This window comes from Acidaminobacter hydrogenoformans DSM 2784, from assembly GCF_900103005.1.
GTDB classification, from domain to species: domain Bacteria; phylum Bacillota; class Clostridia; order Peptostreptococcales; family Acidaminobacteraceae; genus Acidaminobacter; species Acidaminobacter hydrogenoformans.
In genome coordinates this window covers 55,532-79,347 of the sequence record NZ_FMWL01000009.1, presented here as the reverse complement: position 1 = coordinate 79,347, position 23,816 = coordinate 55,532, and the positions used below count along the sequence as shown (strand labels likewise).

The window sequence follows — 23,816 nt, the reverse complement described above, 5'->3', positions numbered from 1 at the left end:
GGCTATTGTTAATCCAAAGCGAGAAAATGGATTTCAACGCTAATAGAATGAGGTGATGTGAATGAGTCAAACGATCATGGCAGACGTCAAAAAGAAAGAGGCTGAAAAGAAGATCAAGCGCATTGGCGTCCTTACCAGCGGTGGAGACGCCCCAGGCATGAACGCGGCGATTCGGTCTACGGTGAGGATCGCGCTTTATAATGGGCTGGCGGTTTCCGGCATCCGCAGGGGCTATCAGGGTCTGATCGAGGCAGATATAGACGACATGCAGATTGTGGATGTCGGTGATATCATCAACAGGGGCGGCACGAAGCTGCTGACGGCAAGGTCGGAGGATTTCATGACTGAGGTCGGACAGAAGCGGGCGCTGGATGTGCTGCGGATGTTTGAGATCGACGGTTTGGTGGTCATTGGGGGAGATGGTTCCTTCAAGGGGGCTAAACGCTTGTGGGATATGGGGTTTCCGACCATCGGCATACCAGGCACTATAGATAATGACCTTGCTTATACGGACCTGACCCTTGGATTTGATACGGCAGTCAGCACGGTGGTCTCAGCCATAAACAATCTGAGGGATACGTCGTCGTCTCATGGCCGGGTCAGTATTGTGGAGGTCATGGGGCGCCACTGCGGGGACATTGCGCTGTTTGCGGGTCTGGCAGGGGGCGTCGAGGACATTCTGGTGCCTGAGCGCAAGTTCGACCTGGATGAAGTGGCTCGGAAAATTCTTCAGGGCCGGCGCCGGGGCAAGCTGCACAGCATCATTCTGATCGCTGAGGGCGTCGGGAAGTCCTATGAGATTGCCGAGCGCCTCGAGGCACTGATTCATCAGGAGGTGCGGGTGACGGTGCTCGGCTATCTCCAGCGGGGCGGCACGCCGTCCGTGACAGACCGAATCCTGGGGGCGCAGTTTGGCCAGCGGGCTGTGGAGCTTCTGCTTGAGGACAAATTTGGACGCGTTGTCGGGATCAGAGACAATAAAATTATGGATATGGCTATTGAAGAGGCTTTGAATGAGCCCAAGCGATTTGACCAGGATAAGTATGACCTGGCGGAAATTCTCTCCCTGTAGGCTGCGCTGCAGGACGGTTTAACTGGTTTAGCTGTGTGCTGCTTTGGAGAGCATGTCCCTTTGGCTTAACATAAGCATAATGATTCTGTGTTAGACTGTTGGAGACAGGCATTCTGCCTGGAGTTGTAGTTTTTCATGAATATAGTATTTTTTTAGATTCAAAATAGTGCAATATGAACCCAGATGTGAACCAACCAAGTAGGAGAGATGATTAGATGAAAAAAACCAAAATTGTATGTACGATTGGCCCAGCCAGCGAGAATCCAGAAGTTTTCAAGACGCTTGTTGAGAGCGGCCTGGATGTGGCGCGGCTCAATTTTTCCCACGGCAGTCATGAAGAGCACCTGGCCCGCATTTTGATGATCAAAAAGGTTCGCGCAGAACTGGAGAAGCCCGTGGCGATTCTTCTCGACACAAAAGGTCCTGAAATCCGCACCGGAAAATTTGACGGTGAAGTAGAGCTCGTTGAAGGCCAGAAGTTTACGCTGACCACGCAGGACTATCTTGGCGACCAGGAGAAGTGCCAGGTGTCGTACACCGGGCTGCCCCAAGATGTTGTTCCAGGGACCAAAATTTTGATCGATGATGGTCTCGTGGGCATGGAGGTCGTCTCAGTGACTGGGACAGACATTGAGTGCCGGGTACTGAACGGCGGAACCGTCAAGAGCAACAAGGGCGTCAACGTCCCGGGGGTCAGCATTCAGCTGCCGGCGATCACGGAAAAAGACATCAGCGACATCATCTTTGGCATAGACAACGGCATTGACTTTATTGCGGCTTCCTTTATCCGTAAGCCTGCGGACGTCATGGAGATCCGCAAAGTCCTTGAGGAAAACAGTGGCCATCACATTCACATCATCTCCAAGATCGAGAATCAGGAGGGTGTGGACAACATGAAGGAGATCCTCGAGGTTTCAGACGGCATCATGGTGGCCCGTGGGGATCTTGGCGTTGAAATTCCAACGGAGCGCATTCCGCTGGTTCAGAAAGAGCTGATCCGCCTGTGCAACCGTGCCGGCAAGCCTGTCATTACAGCGACACAGATGCTGGATTCCATGATCCGCAACCCGCGCCCTACCCGTGCAGAAACCACGGATGTCGCCAACGCCATTTTCGACGGCACGGATGCCATCATGCTGTCCGGCGAAACCGCAGCGGGTAAGTATCCTCTTGAGGCCGTCCAGACCATGGCAGTGATCGCGAAAGCCGCTGAGGAAAGCCTGGATTATGAGGCGCTTCTTAAGCGGGTTCACAAGTCGGAAGAGGATGACAGCGTGACCTTCGCGGTGAGCCACGCCACTTGCCTGACAGCCCTTGAGCTGGAAGCCAGCGCGATCATGACCGCGACATCCTCCGGCTTTACGGCTCGTAAAGTATCAAAATTCCGCCCTAAGGCGCCTATCATTGCAGCGACAACTTCAGAGCAGGTTCGCCGCAAGCTGGCCCTGGTGTGGGGTGTCGAGTCCATTTCCCTGGGCAAGGCGGATTCTACGGATGAAATTATGGAGAAATCCATGAAGAGTGCCCAGGAAGAGGGCTTTATTGAGCAAGGCGATTTGGTGGTCCTGACGGCGGGGATTCCAGTAGGTGTCGCGGGTGCGACCAATATGATCAAGGTGCATCTGGTGGGCGAAGTGCTGATCAAGGGCACGGGTATTGGCAAAGGTACGGCTACGGGCGCGTTTTGCATTGCCAACTCACCAGAGGAGGCTGAGGCCAGCTTCAAAGAAGGGGATATCTTGGTCAGTGCTACGACAGACCGGGATATGATGCCGTTCATTACGAAGGCCAGAGGCCTCATTGTCGAAGAAGGCGGCTACACCAGCCATGCGGCTATTGTCGCTCTGTCCCTGGGCCTTCCTACCGTTGTAGGCGCTGCAGACGCGGTCAAGCTTTTAAAAGGTGCACCTACGGTGACTGTGGACGCGACTAAGGGCATTGTCTATGCCGGCCGCACCAGGATGCTGTAGTCCATCATGAATCACTTTGACGTTGAAATGCGCCCACGCTACGAGGAAACGGATCAGATGGGTGTGGTGTGGCATGGCAACTACTACCGGTATTTTGAGGTCGCCCGCTGTGAGTACCTGAGGGCCCTGGGGTATTCCTACCGGGGCCTTGAAGAGGCGGGGATCATCCTGCCTGTCGTTGAAAGCAGCTGCCGTTACCGGGTCGCGATCCTCTACGATCAGGAGATTATTATTCGCACTGTCATTGAGACCTTCAAGGGCGTCAAAATTTCTTTTCTTTACCAGCTGCTGGACAAGGCAACCGGACTGCTGCTGGCTGAGGGAAGAACCCTTCACGCCTTCGTTGACAAAGAAATGCGTCCACTCAGAGTCAACCGGCTGGATGAGGCTTTCGTGAAGAAGGTCAAGGACGCTATGGAAGGCAAGTCGTAAGGGATAGAGTAAGGTAAAGCAAAGGCGATCGCATTCGTTAAGAACAAGAGCCAGTGGGAGACTTATAGTCTCCCATTCTCACACATAGACAAACAAACCACTCAGAAGGAGATGCATCCATGAGAAAACGTCTCTTAGGCAAAACTGGATTAATGGTCAGCGAAGTCGGATTTGGCGGCATCCCCATTCAGCGTGTCGATGCTCCAACTGTCAAAACCATATTGATGGAGTGCCTCAGGCGTGAGGTTACCTTTCTCGACACCGCCAGGGGCTACACCACCAGTGAAGAAATGATTGGCGCCGCAATTGAAGGGCACCGCGACAGCTTCGTTCTCGCTACGAAAACCATGGCGAAGAGCTATGAGGACATGAAGCGCGATATTGGCATTAGCCTGATCAACTTGAGGACCAGCCACATTGAGCTTTATCAGGCGCACTTCGTCCGCAACCAGGAAGCGTATGATGCCTTGATCCAGCAGGGCGGTTACGAGGCTATGCTGGAGGCTAAACGCGAAGGGCTGATAGGGCACATAGGCATCACCAGCCACGATCACAAGCTTCTTGAGAAAATTATTGAAGACGGTCGCTTTGAAACCATTCAGTTCCCTTATAATCTGGTGGAACACCAGGGTGAGAGACTTTTTCAGCGTGCCCACGAGCTTGGTATGGGTATCATTGTGATGAAGCCGCTGGCAGGGGGCGCCATTTCGAATGGCCCACTCAGCTTGAAATACATCCTGAACAACCCGCATGTCTCAGTGGCAATTCCAGGCATGGACAGCCCAGAGCAGGTCTCTGAAAATGCGGCTATGGGCAGTGCGGAGCTTAATTACACTGAGGAAGACCTCAAAAATATGGAGGTCGTGAGACAGGAAATGGGCGAACACTTTTGCCGACGCTGCGGGTATTGCCTCCCTTGTCCGCAGGGACTTGACATTCCAACTCTGTTCTTAATGGAAGGGTATCTGAAGCGCTATGGTCTTAAAGATTGGGCGCAGGCGCGCTATGGCTCCATGGAAATTAAAGCTGCGGATTGCGTGGAATGCGGCATCTGCGAATCAAGATGCCCATATGATTTGCCTATTCGGAATATGCTGAAGAAAGTGGATGAGAGCTTTAAATAGGTGGGTGTGACTGTGACGAAACTCAGAAAGGATGCGCTCAAGATTGTTGAGGCCTCCATTGAAGCGGTATTGCCTGAAAAGGCAGTGCGGGATGCTTTGCAAGCCAAATCAATAGACAAAGAAGTATCCGTTATTGCTATTGGAAAAGCTGCCTGGAGAATGGCAAACGCCGCCTTCCAGGTGCTTGGTGATCAAATTCGTCAAGGTCTGATTATCACAAAATATGATCATTCACAGGGACCAATCCCAAATTTCAAAATCATTGAAGCCGGGCATCCCATTCCTGATGAAAATTCTGTGACAGGTGCTTCCAAAGCGCTCAAAATGGTATCTTCGTTAGATGACAAAAAGGATTTCATCCTGTTTCTGGTATCGGGCGGCGGTTCTGCGCTCTTTGAGCTGCCGCAATCCGGCCTGACTCTTGAGGACGTCATTGGCGTTACGGATCTTCTGCTGTCGCGGGGTGCAGATATCAAAGAAATGAATACGGTTCGAAAGCACCTGTCCCGAGTCAAGGGCGGAAGATTTGCCGAGGCATGTGGTACGACAGAACTTTATGCCGTCGTGCTTTCAGATGTTATAGGAGACCCTCTGGATGTCATTGCTTCCGGACCGGCGTTTCCGGATCCATCGACCTCTGAAGAGGCGTTTAAAGTTCTTGACAAGTTTGATATCTATTGTAGTGCTGAAATCAAAAAAGCAATTGAAAATGAAACGCCCAAAGCTCTTGGGTACTGCGACAGTGTTGTGACCGGAAGTGTCACCAAACTCTGTGATGCAGCTGCGTCGGTCTGCGAGGCGCTTGGGTATCCACCATTCATCCTCTCGACTGAAATGACAGGTGAAGCTTCAGAGCTCGGCCGAATGATGTCATCTATTGCACGTGAGATTCTCAAAGGGACAAAAAGTCCCTATAAATTGAACCCGCCATGTGCGATTATTGCCGGAGGTGAAACGATTGTTCACCTTAAAGGAAAGGGCAAGGGTGGCCGCAATCAGGAAACCGCTTTAGCTGCGGCGTTTGGCATTCAGGATTTGGAGCACGTCGTGATCTTCTCTGTGGGTTCAGATGGGACGGATGGCCCTACGGATGCGGCAGGGGGCATGGTAGATGGCAAAACCTTGGCACGGATTCGCAGCGCGGGCTTTAATCCAAGTCAGCTTCTCGCTGAGAATGATTCCTATCACGCGCTTGAAGTCAGCGGGGACTTGGTTATAACCGGCCCGACCGGAACCAACGTCAATGATTTGATGGTGGTTTTGATTAAGGAAAATGTGTGATAAAAAAGACGTCTGTTCCTGCTGGAAGACGTCTTTTTTATTGAGATTTCTCTTGTGTAATTGAAATTGTTCGAGGTGAGTGCGGTGTAGAATCACAACCATCGGCAAATAAAATTCTTTGAGAGGGAGAACGCAGGGCTAAATTATGGGTAGAAGGCTATTGAAAGAGGTGTTGAGCTATGGATGCATTGATTAAATGGCTGATGTCGGGTGACATTAGTCTTAAGTACCTGACGTGTAAATACCTCCTGCACAAGCCTGAGGATGAGCTTGACCTGCTCCGAAAAAGAATTGCGGCCGATGGTTGGGGGAAAGCCTTCCTCGCCGCCAGAAACCCAAGCGGCCACTGGGGTCGTGATTTCTACCAGGTCAAATGGATCAGCTCCCACTATACGCTGCTGGATCTCAGGGCGCTGGAAATTGAGCCGGCAGAGCCCATTAGGGACACGCTTGAACGCATTCTTCGCACCTGCAAATCCGTAGATGGCAGTATCAACGAATCACATACTATACCGTCTGGCGATCTCTGCGTGAACGGGATGTTTCTGAATTATGCTTCTTTCTTTGGAATTCCGGAGAAAGCGCTGAGGTCAATCGTGGATTTTATCCTTGACAGCATTATGCCGGATGGTGGATTTAATTGTAATTTGAAGAGGTATGGCGCTGTTCACAGCTCCATGCATACTACGATTTCCGTGCTTGAGGGTCTTTGGGAATTTGTTAAAGCCGGGCATGACTACCGAAAGACAGATATTGAACTTGCCAGGGGACAAGCTGAGGCATTTTTGCTGGCGCATAAGCTGTTCAGGTCGGACAAGACGGGTGAGATCATTGACAAACGGTGGTGTATGCTGTCCTTTCCGTCCCGCTGGCGTTACGATATTCTCAGGGCGCTGGTTTACTTCGCTGATGCTGGGAGACCCTATGATCCTCGCATGGAAGATGCGCTCAGTATAATTAGAGACAAAAGACTAAAGGACGGCACCTGGCCGGTGCAGCTGAAACATCCCGGCAAAGTTCATTTTGAAATGGAAAAAACAGGAGAACCAAGCAGGTTCAATACGCTGAGAGCGCTGCGGGTGCTGGGGGCTTACGGGGAAAGTGGCCTGATGGAGGCACAGAATTGAGACCTGAACAAAAAGGGCGTTTGGTTGGGGACAGTCCCCAACCAAACGTCTTCTCTAATATAAAAAGAAGCTGGGGCGAATTTTACCCCAGCTTCTTTTTATCAATACCCGCCTTTACCGCGGCGTCAAAAAATTCTGTGTGAAATACTGTTTATACTCACCACCGAAGGCAACCCCTGTCCCCAGCTGCGTGTAGTTGCCAAGGAGATTAACCCGGTGACCAGGAGAATTGACCCAGCCCATGTGAGTGGTGATGGCGTTGATATAGCCTGCCGCAATGTTCTCAGACGCTGCCGAGAAGCTCAGCCCCTCAGCCTGCATCCTGTCGAATGGTGTTTTCCCGTCCGGGTTCACATGGTCGAAAAAGCTTCGGTTCAGCATATCCAGGCTGTGGCTGTACGCCGCCTTGGACGCCGTGGCACTATAGGTGACGGCCGCTTTACCCTTGGCGACCCTGAAGACATTGGCCAGATCGAAGGTCTGCTTCTCATAAGCCGTACGCAGACCCGCGCTCGCAGGCCCGTACAGGCTTTTCAGCCCCTCCTCCGCCACAGGCGCGATCAGCTGAAAGCCAACGATCTTTTTACTGTCCGCCAGGTCATAATAAAACGTCGCGTACCCCGGTGTCAGCTTATAGAGGTCAAACTCTTCGCTGGTTTGAATCAAAAATGTAAACGTACCCTTGTCAATTTTCGTCAGGCCCGTGCCGTACTTTGCCTGCACATCACCCCTGGTACTGCCCATTTTTAAGCCGATGGTCGTCTCAAGCGGCCCATAATGCGTAAACAGCCCCACAACACGGCCAGAGGAGATGCCAATCATGACATAATTTTCATAGCTCTTATGATATACATACCACTCAAACCCATACTCGCTGAGGTCTTTGCGAACAGGCGTCCCCAGCGTGCTGGTCACTTTTTCCAGTGTGTCGCCAATGCTGATCCCAGCCACCTTGAAGGTCGGTGAAGTGACCGGCGGTACCGTAACGACAATGTCACCCAGTCCAAGCCGGTCAGACAGAAGCTTTGCAGTGACCACTGAGGACTCTGCACGTGTGGCCGAGCCTGCTGGTCTGAAGCTGCCGTCCGTGTACCCGCTGAGGAGCTTGACGGCATAAGCCACCAGCGTAGGCTCCTGGTAGCAGTCTCTGACGTCTTCCAAATCCCGGATCATGCTGGCCGCGCTGGTCAGTGTGGAAGCCGCAGGCCGTTCGTTGGATCTCAGGTAAGCTGCGGCGACAATCCCGGCCATTTCTTCTCTCAGAATAGGCTTGTCAAAGGTTGAAGCCGTCATTGTCGGGAAATCAGCGGACTGTATCAGTCCAAGGGCACGGGCGCGTTCTATATACGGCGTCCCCCAATACTCCCCGGATGAGGCAGAGCTCACGTTTTCACCGAGAGACTTCAGCGTCATGACCAGGAATTCAGAGCGCGTCACCCGGGCATCCGGCTTAAAGCTGCCATCCGGGTAACCGCTGACGATTCCATAGTCCACCAGGGTGCTGATGTAATCGCGGCCCCAGTGCCCTTGTGTATCCTCAAAAGCAAAGGCAAAGGTTCCGGGTGCCGCCAGGGACACCATAAGTACAAGGGTAAGCAGCATTCGTCCAAGTTTTCTCATAGGTCAGGGTATCCTTTTCTTATGTAAGTTTTGGATTGTGCTGGGATAGATAGGTGTAAACAATCCTTTATACATCATAACATAGTTAACATAACAATGTCACCCCTGGAAATAAGAAACTCACACATGATAGTCAAGATGCTAATCTACAATTTCACAATGAATCAATCTAAATGCAAATGCCAAAATTTACTGGTTCTTAACTTTAATCACTCATAAACTTAAACTTCAAACTTTATGATGATGGTGCAGACATCATTTTAAAGGAGGATCATATGAAAAAGTTCACATCCAACAAAGCAATTATTTTCACCGTTCTTTCGGCGCTGCTGATTACTTCCGTATCAGGTTTCTCGGAAGTCAATTTAAGCCCAGCAGCCAAAGAAGCGCCAAGTGTCAGCGAAACGTTGGTCAAAAAGTCAAACCTTGGTAAGGCGCCAAAGTACATATTCATGTTTATTGGTGATGGTCTGAGCTTTGTTCAGGCAAATGCAGCACAGGTTTGCGAAGGTAATAACACAAAAGGCGAAGTTGCCCCAGACATGCTGAACTTCTCACAGTTTCCAGTCGCAGGTGTCGCGACAACACAGGATTCCACGTCCTTTTGTCCGGATTCTGCTTCCACAGCGACCTCCCTTTCTACAGGCGTGAAAACCCACAGCGGGACCATTGGTATGGCGGTAGATAAGCAAACTGTTGTACCAACGATCACAGAGCTCTTAAAGGATCAAAAGAACATGAAGATTGGTGTCGTTTCCAACGTCACGATCAACCACGCGACGCCAGCAGCTTATTATGCACATACAGCTTCAAGAAATAACTATTATGACATCGCGCTTCAGATGGCAGATTCCGGCTTTGATTACTTTGGCGGCGGCTCGATCAACCAGGCGACGGGCAAAGAGAAAGATCAAAAAAGCGCCTATACTATTTTAGAAGAGAAAGGCTTTATGATCGCAGATACCAAAGAAGAAATTGAAGCCCTTAACAGCGAATCCAGCCCAGCTTACGCAGTCAGCCCTGTACTTCAGGACAGCGGCGCGATGCCGTATGCGATTGACACTGAAGAAGGCGACCTTCAATTAGCGGACTTTGTGAGAAAAGGCATCGATGTCCTGGATAACAAAGATGGCTTCTTCCTGATGACTGAGTCCGGAAAAATAGACTGGGCATGCCATGCGAATGATGCGAAAGCGACCATCGGCGATGTCCTTGCTTTTGAAGACGCAATTCAGGTAGCTATTGACTTTGCTGAAGCGCACCCAATGGAGACGCTGATCATTGTCACTGGTGACCACGAAACGGGCGGCATGACAATTGGCTATGCAGCTACAGGCTACAGCACGGCATTCGATATTCTTGAAGAGCAGGAAATGTCCTATGTCGCATTTGACAGCATGATCAAAGAGATGAAAGAAGAAGATGCCGATGGTCTCACCTTCGATGACGTCATGCCAGCGATCACTGAGAACTTCGGACTTTTCGCACCGGATGCTTCGATTGATGACAACGCGCTTGAAATGACAGAAGGCGAGTACGCTAAGCTTCAAGCGGCTTTCGCAGAATCCATGCTTGCGGAAGACGACCGGGATGAAAGCGACGAAGCGTACTTGATGTACGGTGGATATGATCCGCTTTCAGTGACGCTTACACATATCCTCAACAACAAGGCTGGCGTTGGCTGGACCTCTTATTCCCACACTGGCGTTCCAGTCGGTGTTTACGCAGTCGGTGTAGGCGCGTATAAGTTTAATGGTTCCTATGACAACACGGACATCTTCAATAAATTGGCAGAAGTGACCCAAATAAAATCAGGCAGATAGTCTATGCCCATGGCAGAGGGCTGGAATTTTTCCAGCCCTTTTTACACCTTTCAAATTGGAGCGCATCACGGGATTTAACATAAAAAATGGATTTTAGGTGAGACTATGTATGGCATTATAAAGAGAATGGATAAGAAAGAGTTGATTTTCGTCGTCTTATTTACGGTGATCATAGGCATTGTTGCGGCGCTGCCGACCGGCTTCGAGAAGCAGATTTATTTTAATTCCGAAGGGGTTAGGGCCAGAGTGCTCGAAACTGACGAATCAACCGTTTATAATATTGGACTGATTGCTCAAGGTGAACAAAGGGGCGTTATTGAGATTGAATCCGGCACCCACAAGGGCATCCAGGTCGAAGGCGTCAATCTTCTCACCGGAAGAAATGAATTTGATAAAATGTTCAATACAGGTGACGAGGTATGGGCGCTATTGGAGTTTGATCAGGAGGGCAACATCATTTTCGCCAATCTCATTGACCATTACCGGATCAATAAAGAACTGATTCTGATTGCAATTTTTGCGGGTCTGCTGGTGCTGTTTTCTGGATTCACAGGCGTCCGAACCATCTTGTCCTTTGCTTTCGCGTTGATCAGCATATGGAAAATCCTGATTCCTTTGATGCTCAAAGGCTATGATCCGCTGCTGGTTGGACTGGTGATCGGTAACGTTCTGACGGTGTCAACCCTGTTACTGGTGGCGGGTTTTACGAAGAAAGCCTATGCAGCAATTTTGGCTGCTGTCGCTTGCTCGCTGGTGACAGCGTTTATGGCAGTGGCTTTCACAAAGTACTTCATGATTGACGGTACCGTGATGCAGTGGTCGGAATCCCTGCTCTACGCGGGCTTTATGTCGCTGGACCTCACCGGAATTTTTCAAGCGGGCATCTATCTGGCATGTTCGGGGGCAATCCTGGATCTGGCCATCGATATATCCGCAGCGCTCGATGAAATTGTCATGAGCAACCCTGCCATTTCAAAGGCAGAGCTGATGAAGTCGGGTTTGAGGATAGGAAAATCTGTCGTGGGCAGCCAGACGACAACGCTGCTCCTGGCTTATATGGGGAGTTACATTTCTGTGATGATGGTCTATATGGCTCAGGGCACGCCTATGTTGAATATCCTTAACTCCAAAGCCATTGCCTCTGAAATTCTTCATACCTTTGTCGGCTGTATTGGTTTGGTGATGGTGTCACCACTCACTTCTATGATCTGCAGCCTTATGTATGAAGTGGAAGGTCAGACTTCGCTTGTTAATGGAAGTCAGCGATTGATCGAAGAGACTGCAGACGTGGCGACGGGTGTCTAAAATTTATGATAAGATAAAGGGTCCGCGCTGGATATTAAACTGGCGAGGACTTTTTTTATTTGAAGTAAGCCCAAAGCTGGTAATATGAAAAAAACCCGCTATTCCAGCGGGTTAATCAAGGCTTTTTTCCTCTGTACTTCAGTCAAACTCAGGCCATTCAGGCTGGTAATGGGCGCACCACCCATGGTGTAGCTGACGGCGTCAATACCTGATATTGAGGTCAGGGACTGGGTCAACGCGTCAAACATAAATGCTGCGAGCGCCTGGTCGCCGCCGTAAAGCTCGCCTTCAATACCAAGATCCACTTTAAGGGTCGCGCCGTCTTGCGCGGTACTGACCACGATAACGTTTGACGGCAGAGGCGCGATCAGCGCGTCGCTGCTGCCTTCCTGAGCTATGCCGCTTTTGAGAAGTGCCAGTACATCCTCAGCCGGATTTGACTGGGCTGGATTGACTTTGACGGGACCGAGGAGAAGCCGTTCTCCACTGGTTCTGACGCCCAGCCATGCCATTGGCGTGTTGTCCCGCTCGTAAACGGTTCCAAGATCCATACCGTGAAGAAAAGCACCTGTGGATTTGCCATCCATATGGAACTTGATTCGCTGGACATAATCTACGTTAAAAAACGTGTGCCGGATCGCTTCGACAGCCAGCATTGAGCGGGTACTGCCAGTTGAAAACGGTGCCAGATCCGCAGAGCGGGTATACATGTCTAAAGTACCCTGAGCATATTGAATATTCGGTACTCGGAATGTGGAGGCTTCGTTTAGCAGGCCAAGGCCCGCAGGCGGTGGTGACGTCAGGGTATTCATGGTAGTTCGAAGAACCTTGTCGTTAACCGTTTCTTGCGATAACGGGACCAGATGCATCAGGTTTTGATCAGGGTAATAGGTCTGAATTGAGACGTTTCGTGTGTTCGCCACTTGACGCGCCGGGATGTAACGCTTACCTGCAAAAGTGGAAATTTCAGCTGATACTGTGCTTGCTTCAGCTGCCAGATGGGTGCTTTCGCTTCCGAGCTCAAGCTTATAGTGGCCGGCCTCGAGGGCGAGTGCCGGGATGTCCAGCGCCAGTTCCACCTTGGACTTGTCGATCAGCCGGTCCTCTTTGAACGGAATTTGGTCGCCGGTCAGCACCTCGACCTGACGATCCTTGTCGTAAATGGTCAGCGTCATTTGATTTCTTATGTCAGAGGCCATTTCCACCACCTCGCCGGTGCCTTCAACGAGGACGACCAGGGATTCTGGCTGGAAGAGGTAGGCGGTGCTGGTGGTTAGGGTGGCGTCGCCGAGACCATCGGCTACTATCCCTGGCTCTTCTTCTTCCGGGATCTTGCCTTGCTCCCACTCCGTAAAGCCTTCAAAAGAGAAATTAAAATTGAGAATTTGTTTATTAACGGGCATAGTGGTCAGTATAAAAAACATGACGGTCAATAGGACAAAATTAAACAAAAATTTTGACACGCTATCCCTCCTTGTGATCATAGTCTTTGAACTTGCCTCAAATTACATTATAATTCATTATGACAGGCATTGCCACCTATGAATGAAGGCAATTTAATGGTGCCTTGGCTGGAAAGTCCAAATGATGCTACTGGAGGAATAATTATGGATCCTATTTCGATAAAACCTGAAACGCTTATGATTACGGCCCTCAGCGAGGAGGGCGAGGGTATTGGCCGCCTCGACGGCATGGCGGTGTTTGTGCCTGGGGTTTTACCGGGGGAAACGGTGGAATGCCTGCTCGTGGAGCAGAAGAAAAATTATGCCAGGGGCCGTCTGACCCGGGTACTGACGGCGTCGCCTTCGAGGGTTTCGCCGCCTTGCCCGTATTTTCCGGAGTGTGGCGGCTGCCAGCTTCAGCACCTGGATTATCCGGGGCAGCTTGAGGCCAAGCGAGTGACGGTTCAGGACGCGCTGGAACGGATTGGCGGGTTTAAGGGTGTGGATGTACCACTGACGCTGGGGATGGCTGAGCCCTTTCGGTACCGCAATAACGGGCAGTATCACATTCGAAGGGTTAACGGACGTGTGCGGATTGGATTTTTTAAGGCCGGTACCCATGAAGTAATCGATATTGCGGATTGCTTGATCCAGCCGGAGATAAATTCAAGGGTCGTTGCTGTGGTGCGGGACTGGGCCGAATCAACAGGTGTTTCTACGTATAACCCGAAGACCCAGGAGGGGATTCTGCGGCATCTGATGATCCGGCATTCTAATGTGACCGGCGGGCTGATGGTGGTGCTGGTGGCGACTTCGAAAACCCTGCAGGGATCAGATGCGCTGGTTGAAAGGCTGAGAGGTGAAGTTTCCGGGATTGAAAGCATTGTGCTGAACACGAACACCAAGCCGGGGGGACAGGTACTTGGTCCTCAGAATAAAGTGCTGTATGGGAACGAGCGGATTTTGGGTGAGCTGGATGGGTTCCATTTTGGGATCAGTCCGCTGTCTTTTTTCCAGGTCAACACCGAACAGACCAGGGTGCTCTATCAGAAAGCAGTTGAGTTTGCAGGGCTTAGCGGTGGTGAAACCGTCTTTGACGTTTACTCCGGGATTGGGACGATTTCCCTTAGCTTGTCAAGGCAGGCTCAGAAGGTTTACGGTATAGAAAGCGTAAGACCGGCGGTTGAGGATGCGGTCGAAAATGCCAAGCGGGCTGGCCTTGATCATGTTGAGTTCATTGCCGGGAGGGCGGAGGATGTCATGCCGCGGCTGGCGGAGCAGGGCGTGCGGCCTGATGTGGTCGTGCTGGATCCTCCACGGAAGGGCTGTGAGCCAGAGGTGCTGAGGACGCTGCTGGATATGAAGCCTGAGAAGATTGTTTATGTGTCCTGCAAGCCTTCCACGCTGGCCCGGGACCTGAAGGTGCTGTGCGGCGGTGGAGAGTCTGGACTGGAGGCTGCGGCTTATGAGCTGGTGGCGGTGCAGCCGGTGGATCTTTTTGGGGGGACGGGGCACGTGGAGACGTGCGTCCTTTTGTCGCTAGTTGTATCACCAAAATCTTCAGGATCTTTATAGACAGGGAAATTGAACTTTATAGATTTAAGAGGCTGTTCAGCCGTATTATTTGGAAAAATCTCTATTTCTTTGATGAGCGAAGAAATCAGAGATTTTTTCTCTTCATCGCTGATTTTGTCGTACACTTTGTCGAAGTTCGACAGCAGGGTATAGATGTTTTCTAAAGTGATCGCCTCTTGCTCTACGGCTTTTCGACGAAGATTTACATCTTCAATTTGATCTTCAAGTTCAACTATGGTGTCATAGAGTCCATCAAGTCTGAGGGTCATGTCATGTAGCTTACGTTCCCTGAAACGCGTGTCCTCAGGCAGTGTGTCTATTTCATTTTCAAGACGGGATTTATTCAGTTCCACTTCTCTCAGTTTGGATTCGTAGTTTTTCAGTTCTCTGTTTAAGGTAGAGATGTCTATTTCTTTTCCTATTCTCGATTTGACTTCTACAGCAAAATCCTGATTGGTGATCATTTCGCGGATTGCATCAATGACAAGGGGCTCAATGTCTGTCTTTCTGATCTGTGCGTTATAGTCACAGGTTTTCCCTCTTGCTGCCCGCCTTCTGCTGCAAATATAATAATAAATTTCTTTCGAGGTACCATCTTTGTTGGTCCAAGCGCGTTTGATAGTATACATTGGACCGCCGCAATTCGGACACTTCAAAATGCCGCTTAGCAAGTGGATTCTGTCCCTGCCTATTTTAGACTGGGACTTAACACCTGTCAGTTCTCTTTTCTCATGTGCTGCATTCCATAGTTCTTCGCTAATAATGGCCTCATGTTGACCTTCCGCTAAGATGTAATTTTCCTGCGGGATCTGTTTATAGGTGTTCTTACTTCCTTTTACCTTTTCACGGACACGTCTGCCATAAGAGATTTTGCCACAATAGACAGGGTTATCAATGATCGCTTTAACAAAATGTGTACTCCACAGCGAGAGCGTGCCGTTGTTTCGTTGTATCTTCTGAATCCCCTGTAAGTTTAGATATCTGGCAATTTTGGTAAAACCCATATTGTCTTTTAGAAACTTTTCAAAGATCATGCGAACAGCTTCAGCTTCATCCTCGTTAATAAAAAGCTGCTTATCTTTGAGAAAGTAGCCATAAGGGGCAAAACCACCGTTCCAGCCGCCTTGACGCGCTTTTTCCTTTCGATCGTTCATGGTCTGCTCAATGATATTTTCGCGTTCAATTTCAGCAACGGCAGAGAGTACAGAGATCAAAAGCTTTCCACTTGTTTGTGAGGAATCTATACCTTCCTCTATACAGATCAAATTGACCCCAAAAGACTGAACGTGCTCCAGGGAAGTTAAAATATCAGCGGCATTTCTGCCAAAGCGGGACAGTTTGTACACCAGGATATAATCAAGCTCTAAGCTATTTTCAATATCAGCCAGCATTTGCTTAAAGGCAGGTCTGCCGTCAATGGATTTGCCGGATTTGCCAGCATCTTCGTAAATATTGACGATGTCCATTTCTTCTCTTTCAGCAAAACGTTTTAGGCTGTTTTTCTGTCCATCCAGGCTGTAGCCATCCACTTGCATTTCAGTACTAACCCGGGGATAAAGCACACATTTTTTCCCGCTCCTATTCATGGTCAAACCTCCAATAAATATTGGAAAACATCAATGACATGAATACAGCCATTTATTCAGCACGGTTTATCTCATTCAGCACTTCGTTGCCATGCTTTTCGATAATTTTCGAGAGCACATTGATGAAATCCTGATAGGATTTTGTTTTCGCTGTCGCGATTGTGCTGTGAGGCTGAGCCGCTTCGACTGTATTTTGGGATAAACTCTTGATATTTTCCATGTACAATCACCTCCGAGTGAGGTGCTTATAATGATTATAAGCACGCTTTTTTGGTGTGGGAAGTTTGTCGATGTGTCAAATGGGCAAACCATCAGTTACATTGTGTCGAAACACAGTTTAATCTCAGGATCAGATCCTGAGGATACCAGGCCGTCGAAAAGCAGATCATTCGGCGGTCTGGTATCTTCAGGCTTTAGTGCATCAGGTGAGCGTGCTTCATAGGATCTCTTTTTTGCTTAAGGAGAGCGTAGCACAAAGCGGTAGGCAGTCTCAATGTTGTCGAGGGTCTTAAAATCCCCATTCCACAGCCTTGACATCAAGTGTTTGAAGCAGCCCCACTGACCACATGAGCCTCATTATGGATGAGGACGTTGTCAGTGGGGCTGCTGCTATTTCGAGTTGGGTTCTTCGAACTGCCGGACAAGCGCTGGCGGGCGCTTTCATAGGTTTTTCACCTCCCCCCATTCTGATGGCGGGCCGTACTCATTGCCGGGGACGGTTTGATCACGCTCGGGCTGTGACTGTACGGAAGTATCATGATCTGATGCATGAGGTCTTGGCCGGCTGATCTGCCACAATCAACCTGGGACCTGGGTATTAACCGCTCGCTTCACTTTGGAAGGTCGTCGCGTACCAGTCGCCTGGCTTTTCCTTTCGGTCCATGCATCAAAGGGATCCGGAGTTCTATTATGAAATTGTCAAAGAACGATTTTTGTTGAGAAAATTTCATCTCTCATATACCGTGACAATTTTGGGAGGTTTTTGAACCCTGGATTGAAAATTTTTACTGTAGATTTTTTAATAATGCGTATTTTAATTTTGATATTCTAAATTAATCTTGAATATGAATTTAATAATAAGAAGTCAAAGAAAATGTAAGAAAATAATTTGGAAAAAGAAAAAACACCATATCCCGGACTACACTACAGGATTGAGGTGTTACTACGCGATAAAGAATTAACAAAAGTGGACTGGTTTGAGCATTTTGTTATGAAGTCAGGTGTTGTTTTTAGCGAATTGAGCTTTTGTTTGAACCAGTTTAACGTAGTCTAAATCATTTGAGAATTAATAAAAAGAGGGTATAATACAATTGTTGAAAACATGACATTTGTAATACATATGTTGAAATTATAAGTTTAATTGATTGAGGTGAGTAACATTGCGAACGATCGAAATCTGTGGGGATTTAAACTATCCTCCTTTTGAGTATTATGATAAAGATGGTAATTGCAAAGGCTTTAGCATTGAAATAACTAAAAGTATAGCAAAGGCAATGAATTTTGAAGTCGTTTTTAATCTGATGGAATGGACAGAAGCAATTCAACGCATTAAAAGAAATGAATTTTTAGCTATTCAGGGTATGTCGATTTCAAATGAGAGAAAAGAAGATTTTGTATTCTCAAAGGAATATGTAACTGTTTTTCACTCTGTGTATACTTTATCTAATAGGGCAGATATTAATGTAATTAATGACTTATACAGAAAAAAAATTGCTGTCCAAGAAAATGACATTAGCTATGATATCATCATTAAGAAATCTAATATTAATCATCCAATCCATATTGTAAAAGTTCGAAATCAAAAGATCGCGCTGGAGATGTTAATCAATCAAGAAGTTGATGCAATTGCTGGAAATAGAATGGTAATACTTTATTATGCTAAGGATGCCGGAACTGCATCAATGATAAAATCAGTTGGTGCACCAATAAATATTACAAAGTTTGGACTTGGGTTTCGAAAAAATAGACGAGATCTATTAAAATTATTTAATGATGGCATTCAAAAGATTAGAGAAGACGGCACTTATCAAAGAATTTATGATAATTGGTTTGGAGAGCAAATCGATTTTATAGATAACCAAATAATTGAAACGACAGGTACTGGCATTATTTGCTTAGATAGCCTTGGCGTAATAAAAGCCATTAATAATTCAGCCTGTTCACTTCTTAGAATTAACAAATACAGAACTATTTTTAAATCGTTTTATGAATCGGAATTGATAAACTTCATCGATGGTGACATTATTCAAAAAACACTTGATGACAGTTCAAACGTTTATCATAATGATATCTTATTTAATGATTACTTTGATGAAAAAAAATGGCTAAAAATAAACATCAGTCCGTTATTAGATAGTGGCAACAATAATACAGGAATTATTATTAATTTAAGAGATGTTACAATTGAAAAGAAATCCGAAGAAGCATTAAAAACATATGATAAAATGCAATCGTTGGGTAGATTGATACTGAATGTTGCACATGAGATTAGGAACCCTTTGACAAGTATAAAGAATTTTGTTGATCTGTTACCCCAAAATATCGATGATCCGGAATTTAGAACTTCATTGCTAAAGCACGTTCCAAATCAAGTTTCTATCATTGATAACATACTCAAAGAATTGTTAACGTATTCATCGCCAAGACTTCCACATTTTCAATGTGTTGAATTATCGAGTTTTTTCACTTCACTCTTAGACTGTCAAAAAAATAGAAAGTATAATATTGAATTTATGTTATATATTGAAAAAAATGTAAAAATCTATGTGGATGAGAAACAGCTTTGGCAGATTATGATGAATATTGTCAACAATGCCATTGAAGCTATTGATAATGAGGGCAGCATTTATATTTCAGCCAATTACATTGGCAGTTTTGTAAGAATAACTATCGAAGACGATGGCATAGGAATATCCAAGGATGATTTAAATAATATTTTTGATCCGTTTTTTACAAAAAAAGAAACAGGTACAGGTCTTGGGTTGTATATCACGTATCAATTAATCTCTGATAATAACGGATCGATAGTCATTGAGAGCAATGGGAATGGGACTAAAGTTATTTTAAACTTTAAAGGTTGTGAAGCTTAAATGCGAAAAGTTTTAATTATTGATGATGATATTGCGGTTTGTGATTCCTTAAAGTTCGCTTTTAGGAGAAAATATGACTGCTCATTTGCCAACGATGAACTAATCGCTAAAAAATTGTTTAAACAATATGATTTTGATGTCGTATTGCTTGATATGAGACTTGGGAAAAGTGATGGGATGTCTCTCTTTTATGAGTTAAAATCACTTAATGAGCATGTTGTAGTTATAATAATGACCGCGTTTGGGACGATAAAATCATCTATCGATGCAATAAAGAAAGGTGCATTCGATTACATTACAAAACCTATTGATTTAGATGAAATAGAACTAACGATAGAAAAAGGTATAGAACATAATAAATTATTGTCCGAGATTCATTATTTAAATCAAAAACTGAAAAAATGCGAGTTAGAAGGTACAGTATTTAAGTCGCGAGCAATGCAAAAGATACTCCAAACGGTAGAAAAAGTAAAAGATATTGATACTAATATTTTGATTACAGGAGAGAGCGGAACCGGAAAAGAAGTTATTGCAAAAGCAATTCATTATCAAGGAAAAAGAAAAGACGAAAAATTTATTGCAATTAATTGTTCAGCTATACCATCTGCATTGCTTGAAAGTGAGCTTTTTGGACATGAGGCTGGAGCGTTTTCAGGAGCGATTAAGCAAAAGAGAGGCCTTTTTGAGATTGCTGATCACGGGTCTTTATTCTTAGATGAAATTGGAGAAATGGATATTCTTTTACAAAGCAAGCTGTTGAGAGCAATACAGGAAAAGGAAATTTCACCGGTTGGTTCAAATCGCAGCAAAAAAATTGATGTTAGAATAATTGCAGCAACTAATAGAGATTTAAGTAAAAGTATTAGCGATGGAACATTTAGGGAAGATTTATACTACAGGCTCAATGTAATCAACATTCATTTACCCCCATTAAAGGATAGAAGAGAAGACATTCCTGATCTGGTAAATTACTTTATAAAAAAGTATAATCAAGAATTATCAAAATCAGTAACAAAAGTGACAGCAGAATTTTTGAATTGCGTACAAAATTTTGAGTTTAAAGGGAATATTAGAGAGCTTGAAAATGTTGTGGAAAGAGCGGTTGCGCTGTCCGAAAATGCAGTATTAGATGAGAAAGACCTACCTGCATATATGCGTGAAATTAGATACAGATGGCAACATGATGAAAATTTGATCCCGATTTTTATTGGAGAACCGCTAAAAGAAGTTGAAAAGCGTGTCATATTAAAGAACTTTGAAGCTTTTAATAAAAACCAGAAACTTACAGCACTTAAGTTAGGCGTCACAGATCGAACAATTCGAAACAAACTAAAAGAATATGAGATCGAATAAAAAGCGGAAAACTTTTCTTCTTAGGAAAAGTTTTCCGCTTTCTTGTTTTCATAATTGAGAAATATATTATTCGTAATTTAACACATTCTTTACAATTGCTTGATTTTAGAAAATTCAAATTACAATCTTATAGTTGGCATTGGTCTTGCATATTAATTGATTACAGAACACTACAATATATCAGGGAGGGCAAAATATGAAGAATAGGAGCAATACATCTTAGAATTGTCTTCAATGAACGATTGTTTTACATTGATATCAATGTCGAAAGGACGGGAAAACATGTTAGGTGTGAAAGAGTTAAAATTGGTTGCAGACAGACAAAATTGTGTTGATGTTCTTATGGACAGCAGTAAGTTTGCTGATAAAGTTCTCAAAGGCGGAAAGTTTGTAAATGTTATTACTAGAGAAATATATACAGCCGATGTAGGGATCCAAGGCGAATATATCTTGATGGTTGGAAATTGCGATAAGCTTATTGGCCCAAAAACTGAGGTCGTTGATATTACTGGTAAGTTCATCACCCCTGGGTTTATTGATGCGCATATGCATTTTGAAAGCGCAATGCTTACGATTACAGAATTTTCAAGATTGTCATTACCGACTGGTACAACTTGTTTAATCTCTGATCCTCATGAAATTGGAAATGTTCTTGGTCCTGTTGGAATAAAAGCAATGGCTGAAGAAGCTGCATTAATGCCACATCATGTCTACTGCAGAGTGCCAGCACTTACGCCAGATTCACCAGGCCTTGAAACTGCAGGATATGACATCACCTCTAAAGATCTTCCAGAGACACTTAATTATCCAACTGTCACTGGTATAGGTGAAACACAAGGCATCAGCGCAATGCGATTTGTTTACGATAATAATTACAATGTAGTCAGAGACACTATTGTATCTACAGTCTATGCAAGAAGTATTGGTAAAGGTGTTGATGGTAATGCACCAGAACTATTTGCTGAGGATCTTGCTTCTCACATAATATGCGCTGGCACGGATATTTCATGCCATGAAACTACAACAAAAGAAGAGTGCGTAGAAAAATTGCGGTACGGCGTACATGTACTTATGAGAGAGGGTTCTACTCAGAGAAATATGCCAGAATGTATTAAAGCATTGACTGAGGAAAAGGTAGACTCCAGACGTATGATTTTGGCAACTGATGATATGCTTGCTGAAGACATCGCAAAAACTGGCCATATGAATGACATCATACGAAGGACAATTAAAGAAGGTGTTTCACCTGTTGAAGCCATTCAAATGGCAACGATTAACCCTGCGACGTGGTTAGGTTTGACTGAGATTGGCGTTTTAGCACCAGGAAAATTTGCTGACATTGCTATTATAGATGGAAAGCTTGAAGACATGAATGTTGATCAAGTATTCCTAAAAGGACAGAAAATTGCAGAAAAAGGGAAAGTTATTTTTGACCTTAAGCCATACATATACCCTGATTCAGTTAAGAATTCTGTTAAGAGAAAGCCAATTACGGCGGATGATCTCAAAGTAGCAGCAGAGGGATCGAAAGCGACTGTACGTTGTATAGGTCTGATTCTTGATCAGAATCTTAGTGAAGCGCTTGAAGTTGAAATGATGGTCGAAAATGGTTTTGTATCTCCAATGCTTGAAGATGACCTTCTTCCAATAGCTGTCGTTGGCAGACATGGTCAGATGGATATTGGAAAGACTTTTGTAAATGGTTTTAAAATGCAGTATGGCGCATTTGCTGAAACGGTTTCACACGATACCCACAACATCATAGTAGTAGGAACGAATTACGAAGATATGGCATCAGCAGTTAATCGGGTCATCGAAATTCAAGGTGGCGTAGTTTTGGTAAAGGACAGCCAAGTCATTGGTGAAATGGCACTGCCGATCGCTGGATTGCTTACAGATGAATTGAGTGCTTCTGAACTAACAGAAAAAATGATTTACTTGCATGAGCTTGCATCGAAAGAACTTCACTGTAAAGCACACGCGCCGTTTATGCATCTTGCATTTCTATCTCTATCAACGAGTCCAAAATGGAAAATTACAGATAAAGGCGTAATTGACGCCAATAACTACTGTGTTCTTTCAACAATAAAATAAAACAAAACTAGGAGGAAATGACATGAACCATAATCAAAAATGGAAAATTATTGATCTCTCTCAGGAAATTTTTGAAGGTATGTCACTTTACCCAATCCATCAGAAGACTTTTATTGTTACCAATCAAACACATGAAAAAAGCCAAGCTGCAACTGGCAGCCGACTCGGTTTTTCTGCTCGAAATCTGTTAATCAGCGAACACTGTGGTACTCACTGTGATGCGGTTTGGGAATATAGACCGGATGGTGAGACTATTGAAAATATGCCAATGTCAACGTTCTGGGGAGATGCAATTTGTTTGGATGTCAGTCATGTTCCTGAGACTCGTTATATAGAAATTGAAGACCTTGATAACGCAGTTAAAAAAGCAGGACTAGATATTCGAAAAGGAGACATTGTTCTTATGTATACTGGCCACCATGAACGTTATTATGGTAAGCCGGCGGGAGAAGCAATTCTCAAACCTGCTCTGGGATATTATGGCGGGGACGAATTCCAAACACGCTACACTGGTATCAGCGAAGATGCTGCCAGATGGCTTGCTGAACAAGGCGTCGTCAATATTGGTATTGATGCCCCTGCAATCGACCATCCTGATGATCCAAGCTTTGCTGGCCACTTTGTTTGTGGAGAATATGATATGTCAAATACTGAAAATTTATGCAATCTTAATTTGGTAGCGAATAAAAGATTTCTATATTTTGGTTTGCCGCTTAAAATTCGCGAAGGATCAGGATCTCCAATTCGAGCGGTTGCCATTCTTAAAGGAGATGAATAGCTAAAATATCTGTTATACCTTGGGGGATTATCCTCCAAGGTATAACAATAAATACTCTTCAATAATACTACAAATTGGCTAAGCTGAAGGTTGATCTCTATGTTAGATATGATTCTAAATGGACTTTAACTGCTGAACTCATCAG

General features: G+C 45.8%; 18 protein-coding genes. 14 read left to right on the top strand and 4 right to left on the bottom strand.

Annotated elements, in window-relative coordinates; genetic code table 11:
- Nucleotides 1-112 precede the first annotated feature (112 nt).
- The 6 genes from pfkA to BLP63_RS09875 all read left to right on the top strand — a co-directional run bounded on the left by pfkA (nt 113) and on the right by BLP63_RS09875 (nt 7,006).
- Nucleotides 113-1,072 (top strand): 6-phosphofructokinase, encoded by a 960-nt coding sequence (gene pfkA / locus BLP63_RS09900; RefSeq protein WP_092591115.1) that lies wholly within the window; start codon nt 113-115, stop codon nt 1,070-1,072.
- Between the two features lie 215 nt (nt 1,073-1,287).
- Nucleotides 1,288-3,042: a pyruvate kinase gene (gene pyk / locus BLP63_RS09895; protein ID WP_092591070.1), complete on the top strand. Its 1,755-nt coding sequence runs from the start codon at nt 1,288-1,290 to the stop codon at nt 3,040-3,042.
- A 6-nt stretch (nt 3,043-3,048) separates the two neighbouring features.
- Entirely contained in the window at nt 3,049-3,474 is a 426-nt protein-coding gene (locus BLP63_RS09890; RefSeq protein ID WP_207646448.1) for an acyl-CoA thioesterase, read from the top strand.
- A 119-nt stretch (nt 3,475-3,593) separates the two neighbouring features.
- Nucleotides 3,594-4,598 carry an aldo/keto reductase gene (locus BLP63_RS09885; protein WP_092591068.1) on the top strand — a complete coding sequence of 335 codons (1,005 nt, stop codon included), beginning with the start codon at nt 3,594-3,596 and terminating at the stop codon, nt 4,596-4,598.
- A 12-nt stretch (nt 4,599-4,610) separates the two neighbouring features.
- Complete coding sequence (locus tag BLP63_RS09880) at nt 4,611-5,879, top strand: glycerate kinase type-2 family protein (protein WP_092591066.1); 1,269 nt, start codon at nt 4,611-4,613, stop codon at nt 5,877-5,879.
- 179 nt (nt 5,880-6,058) lie between these two features.
- Complete coding sequence (locus tag BLP63_RS09875; RefSeq protein ID WP_092591064.1) at nt 6,059-7,006, top strand: prenyltransferase/squalene oxidase repeat-containing protein; 948 nt, start codon at nt 6,059-6,061, stop codon at nt 7,004-7,006.
- 114 nt (nt 7,007-7,120) lie between these two features.
- Here BLP63_RS09875 and BLP63_RS09870 read toward each other — a convergent pair whose 3' ends face one another.
- Nucleotides 7,121-8,626 carry a CAP-associated domain-containing protein gene (locus tag BLP63_RS09870; protein WP_092591062.1) on the bottom strand — a complete coding sequence of 502 codons (1,506 nt, stop codon included), beginning with the start codon at nt 8,624-8,626 and terminating at the stop codon, nt 7,121-7,123.
- A 275-nt stretch (nt 8,627-8,901) separates the two neighbouring features.
- Here BLP63_RS09870 and BLP63_RS09865 point away from each other — a divergent pair, with 275 nt between their 5' ends.
- Complete coding sequence (locus BLP63_RS09865; protein ID WP_092591060.1) at nt 8,902-10,449, top strand: alkaline phosphatase; 1,548 nt, start codon at nt 8,902-8,904, stop codon at nt 10,447-10,449.
- 126 nt (nt 10,450-10,575) lie between these two features.
- Entirely contained in the window at nt 10,576-11,754 is a 1,179-nt protein-coding gene (locus BLP63_RS09860; protein WP_092591111.1) for a YibE/F family protein, read from the top strand.
- Nucleotides 11,755-11,852: 98 nt separating this feature from the next.
- On the opposite strand, the gene BLP63_RS09855 is transcribed toward BLP63_RS09860, so the two are convergent.
- Nucleotides 11,853-13,217 (bottom strand): GerMN domain-containing protein, encoded by a 1,365-nt coding sequence (locus BLP63_RS09855; RefSeq protein WP_170829392.1) that lies wholly within the window; start codon nt 13,215-13,217, stop codon nt 11,853-11,855.
- A gap of 144 nt (nt 13,218-13,361) precedes the next feature.
- Between BLP63_RS09855 and rlmD the strand changes: the two genes are divergently transcribed.
- The gene (rlmD, locus tag BLP63_RS09850; protein ID WP_092591056.1) at nt 13,362-14,771 is read left to right on the top strand and encodes a 23S rRNA (uracil(1939)-C(5))-methyltransferase RlmD; all 1,410 of its coding nucleotides are present in this window, start codon (nt 13,362-13,364) and stop codon (nt 14,769-14,771) included.
- Here rlmD and BLP63_RS09845 read toward each other — a convergent pair.
- Complete coding sequence (locus tag BLP63_RS09845; RefSeq protein ID WP_092591054.1) at nt 14,660-16,357, bottom strand: recombinase family protein; 1,698 nt, start codon at nt 16,355-16,357, stop codon at nt 14,660-14,662. The genes rlmD and BLP63_RS09845 overlap by 112 nt on opposite strands.
- Nucleotides 16,358-16,409: 52 nt before the next feature.
- Complete coding sequence (locus tag BLP63_RS16865; RefSeq protein ID WP_170829391.1) at nt 16,410-16,577, bottom strand: hypothetical protein; 168 nt, start codon at nt 16,575-16,577, stop codon at nt 16,410-16,412.
- A gap of 358 nt (nt 16,578-16,935) precedes the next feature.
- On the opposite strand from BLP63_RS16865, the gene BLP63_RS16710 reads away from it, so the two are divergent.
- The 5 genes from BLP63_RS16710 to BLP63_RS09825 all read left to right on the top strand — a co-directional run bounded on the left by BLP63_RS16710 (nt 16,936) and on the right by BLP63_RS09825 (nt 23,671).
- Complete coding sequence (locus BLP63_RS16710) at nt 16,936-17,145, top strand: hypothetical protein (RefSeq protein WP_139159808.1); 210 nt, start codon at nt 16,936-16,938, stop codon at nt 17,143-17,145.
- Nucleotides 17,146-17,736: 591 nt separating this feature from the next.
- On the top strand, nt 17,737-19,446 hold the full coding sequence (locus BLP63_RS09840) for a transporter substrate-binding domain-containing protein (protein WP_092591052.1): 1,710 nt from the start codon (nt 17,737-17,739) through the stop codon (nt 19,444-19,446).
- The gene (locus BLP63_RS09835; protein WP_092591050.1) at nt 19,447-20,799 is read left to right on the top strand and encodes a sigma-54-dependent transcriptional regulator; all 1,353 of its coding nucleotides are present in this window, start codon (nt 19,447-19,449) and stop codon (nt 20,797-20,799) included.
- A gap of 282 nt (nt 20,800-21,081) precedes the next feature.
- Nucleotides 21,082-22,893, top strand: a complete 1,812-nt coding sequence (locus tag BLP63_RS09830; protein ID WP_092591048.1) for an adenine deaminase — start codon at nt 21,082-21,084, stop codon at nt 22,891-22,893.
- Nucleotides 22,894-22,915: 22 nt separating this feature from the next.
- A complete protein-coding gene (locus BLP63_RS09825; protein ID WP_092591046.1) occupies nt 22,916-23,671 on the top strand; it encodes a cyclase family protein in 756 nt (251 codons plus the stop codon).
- Nucleotides 23,672-23,816 lie beyond the last annotated feature (145 nt).

What these genes read in the sequence shown, in the direction of transcription:
- BLP63_RS16710 (WP_139159808.1), top strand. Translation starts at nt 16,936, where the DNA reads ATGGATGAGGACGTTGTCAGTGGGGCTGCTGCTATTTCGAGTTGGGTT.
- pyk (WP_092591070.1), top strand. Translation starts at nt 1,288, where the DNA reads ATGAAAAAAACCAAAATTGTATGTACGATTGGCCCAGCCAGCGAGAAT.
- rlmD (WP_092591056.1), top strand. Translation starts at nt 13,362, where the DNA reads ATGGATCCTATTTCGATAAAACCTGAAACGCTTATGATTACGGCCCTC.
- BLP63_RS09830 (WP_092591048.1), top strand. Translation starts at nt 21,082, where the DNA reads ATGTTAGGTGTGAAAGAGTTAAAATTGGTTGCAGACAGACAAAATTGT.
- BLP63_RS09835 (WP_092591050.1), top strand. Translation starts at nt 19,447, where the DNA reads ATGCGAAAAGTTTTAATTATTGATGATGATATTGCGGTTTGTGATTCC.
- BLP63_RS09860 (WP_092591111.1), top strand. Translation starts at nt 10,576, where the DNA reads ATGGATAAGAAAGAGTTGATTTTCGTCGTCTTATTTACGGTGATCATA.
- BLP63_RS16865 (WP_170829391.1), bottom strand. Translation starts at nt 16,577, where the DNA reads ATGGAAAATATCAAGAGTTTATCCCAAAATACAGTCGAAGCGGCTCAG.
- BLP63_RS09885 (WP_092591068.1), top strand. Translation starts at nt 3,594, where the DNA reads ATGAGAAAACGTCTCTTAGGCAAAACTGGATTAATGGTCAGCGAAGTC.
- BLP63_RS09870 (WP_092591062.1), bottom strand. Translation starts at nt 8,626, where the DNA reads ATGAGAAAACTTGGACGAATGCTGCTTACCCTTGTACTTATGGTGTCC.
- BLP63_RS09825 (WP_092591046.1), top strand. Translation starts at nt 22,916, where the DNA reads ATGAACCATAATCAAAAATGGAAAATTATTGATCTCTCTCAGGAAATT.
- BLP63_RS09865 (WP_092591060.1), top strand. Translation starts at nt 8,902, where the DNA reads ATGAAAAAGTTCACATCCAACAAAGCAATTATTTTCACCGTTCTTTCG.
- BLP63_RS09875 (WP_092591064.1), top strand. Translation starts at nt 6,059, where the DNA reads ATGGATGCATTGATTAAATGGCTGATGTCGGGTGACATTAGTCTTAAG.
- BLP63_RS09845 (WP_092591054.1), bottom strand. Translation starts at nt 16,357, where the DNA reads ATGAATAGGAGCGGGAAAAAATGTGTGCTTTATCCCCGGGTTAGTACT.
- BLP63_RS09890 (WP_207646448.1), top strand. Translation starts at nt 3,049, where the DNA reads ATGAATCACTTTGACGTTGAAATGCGCCCACGCTACGAGGAAACGGAT.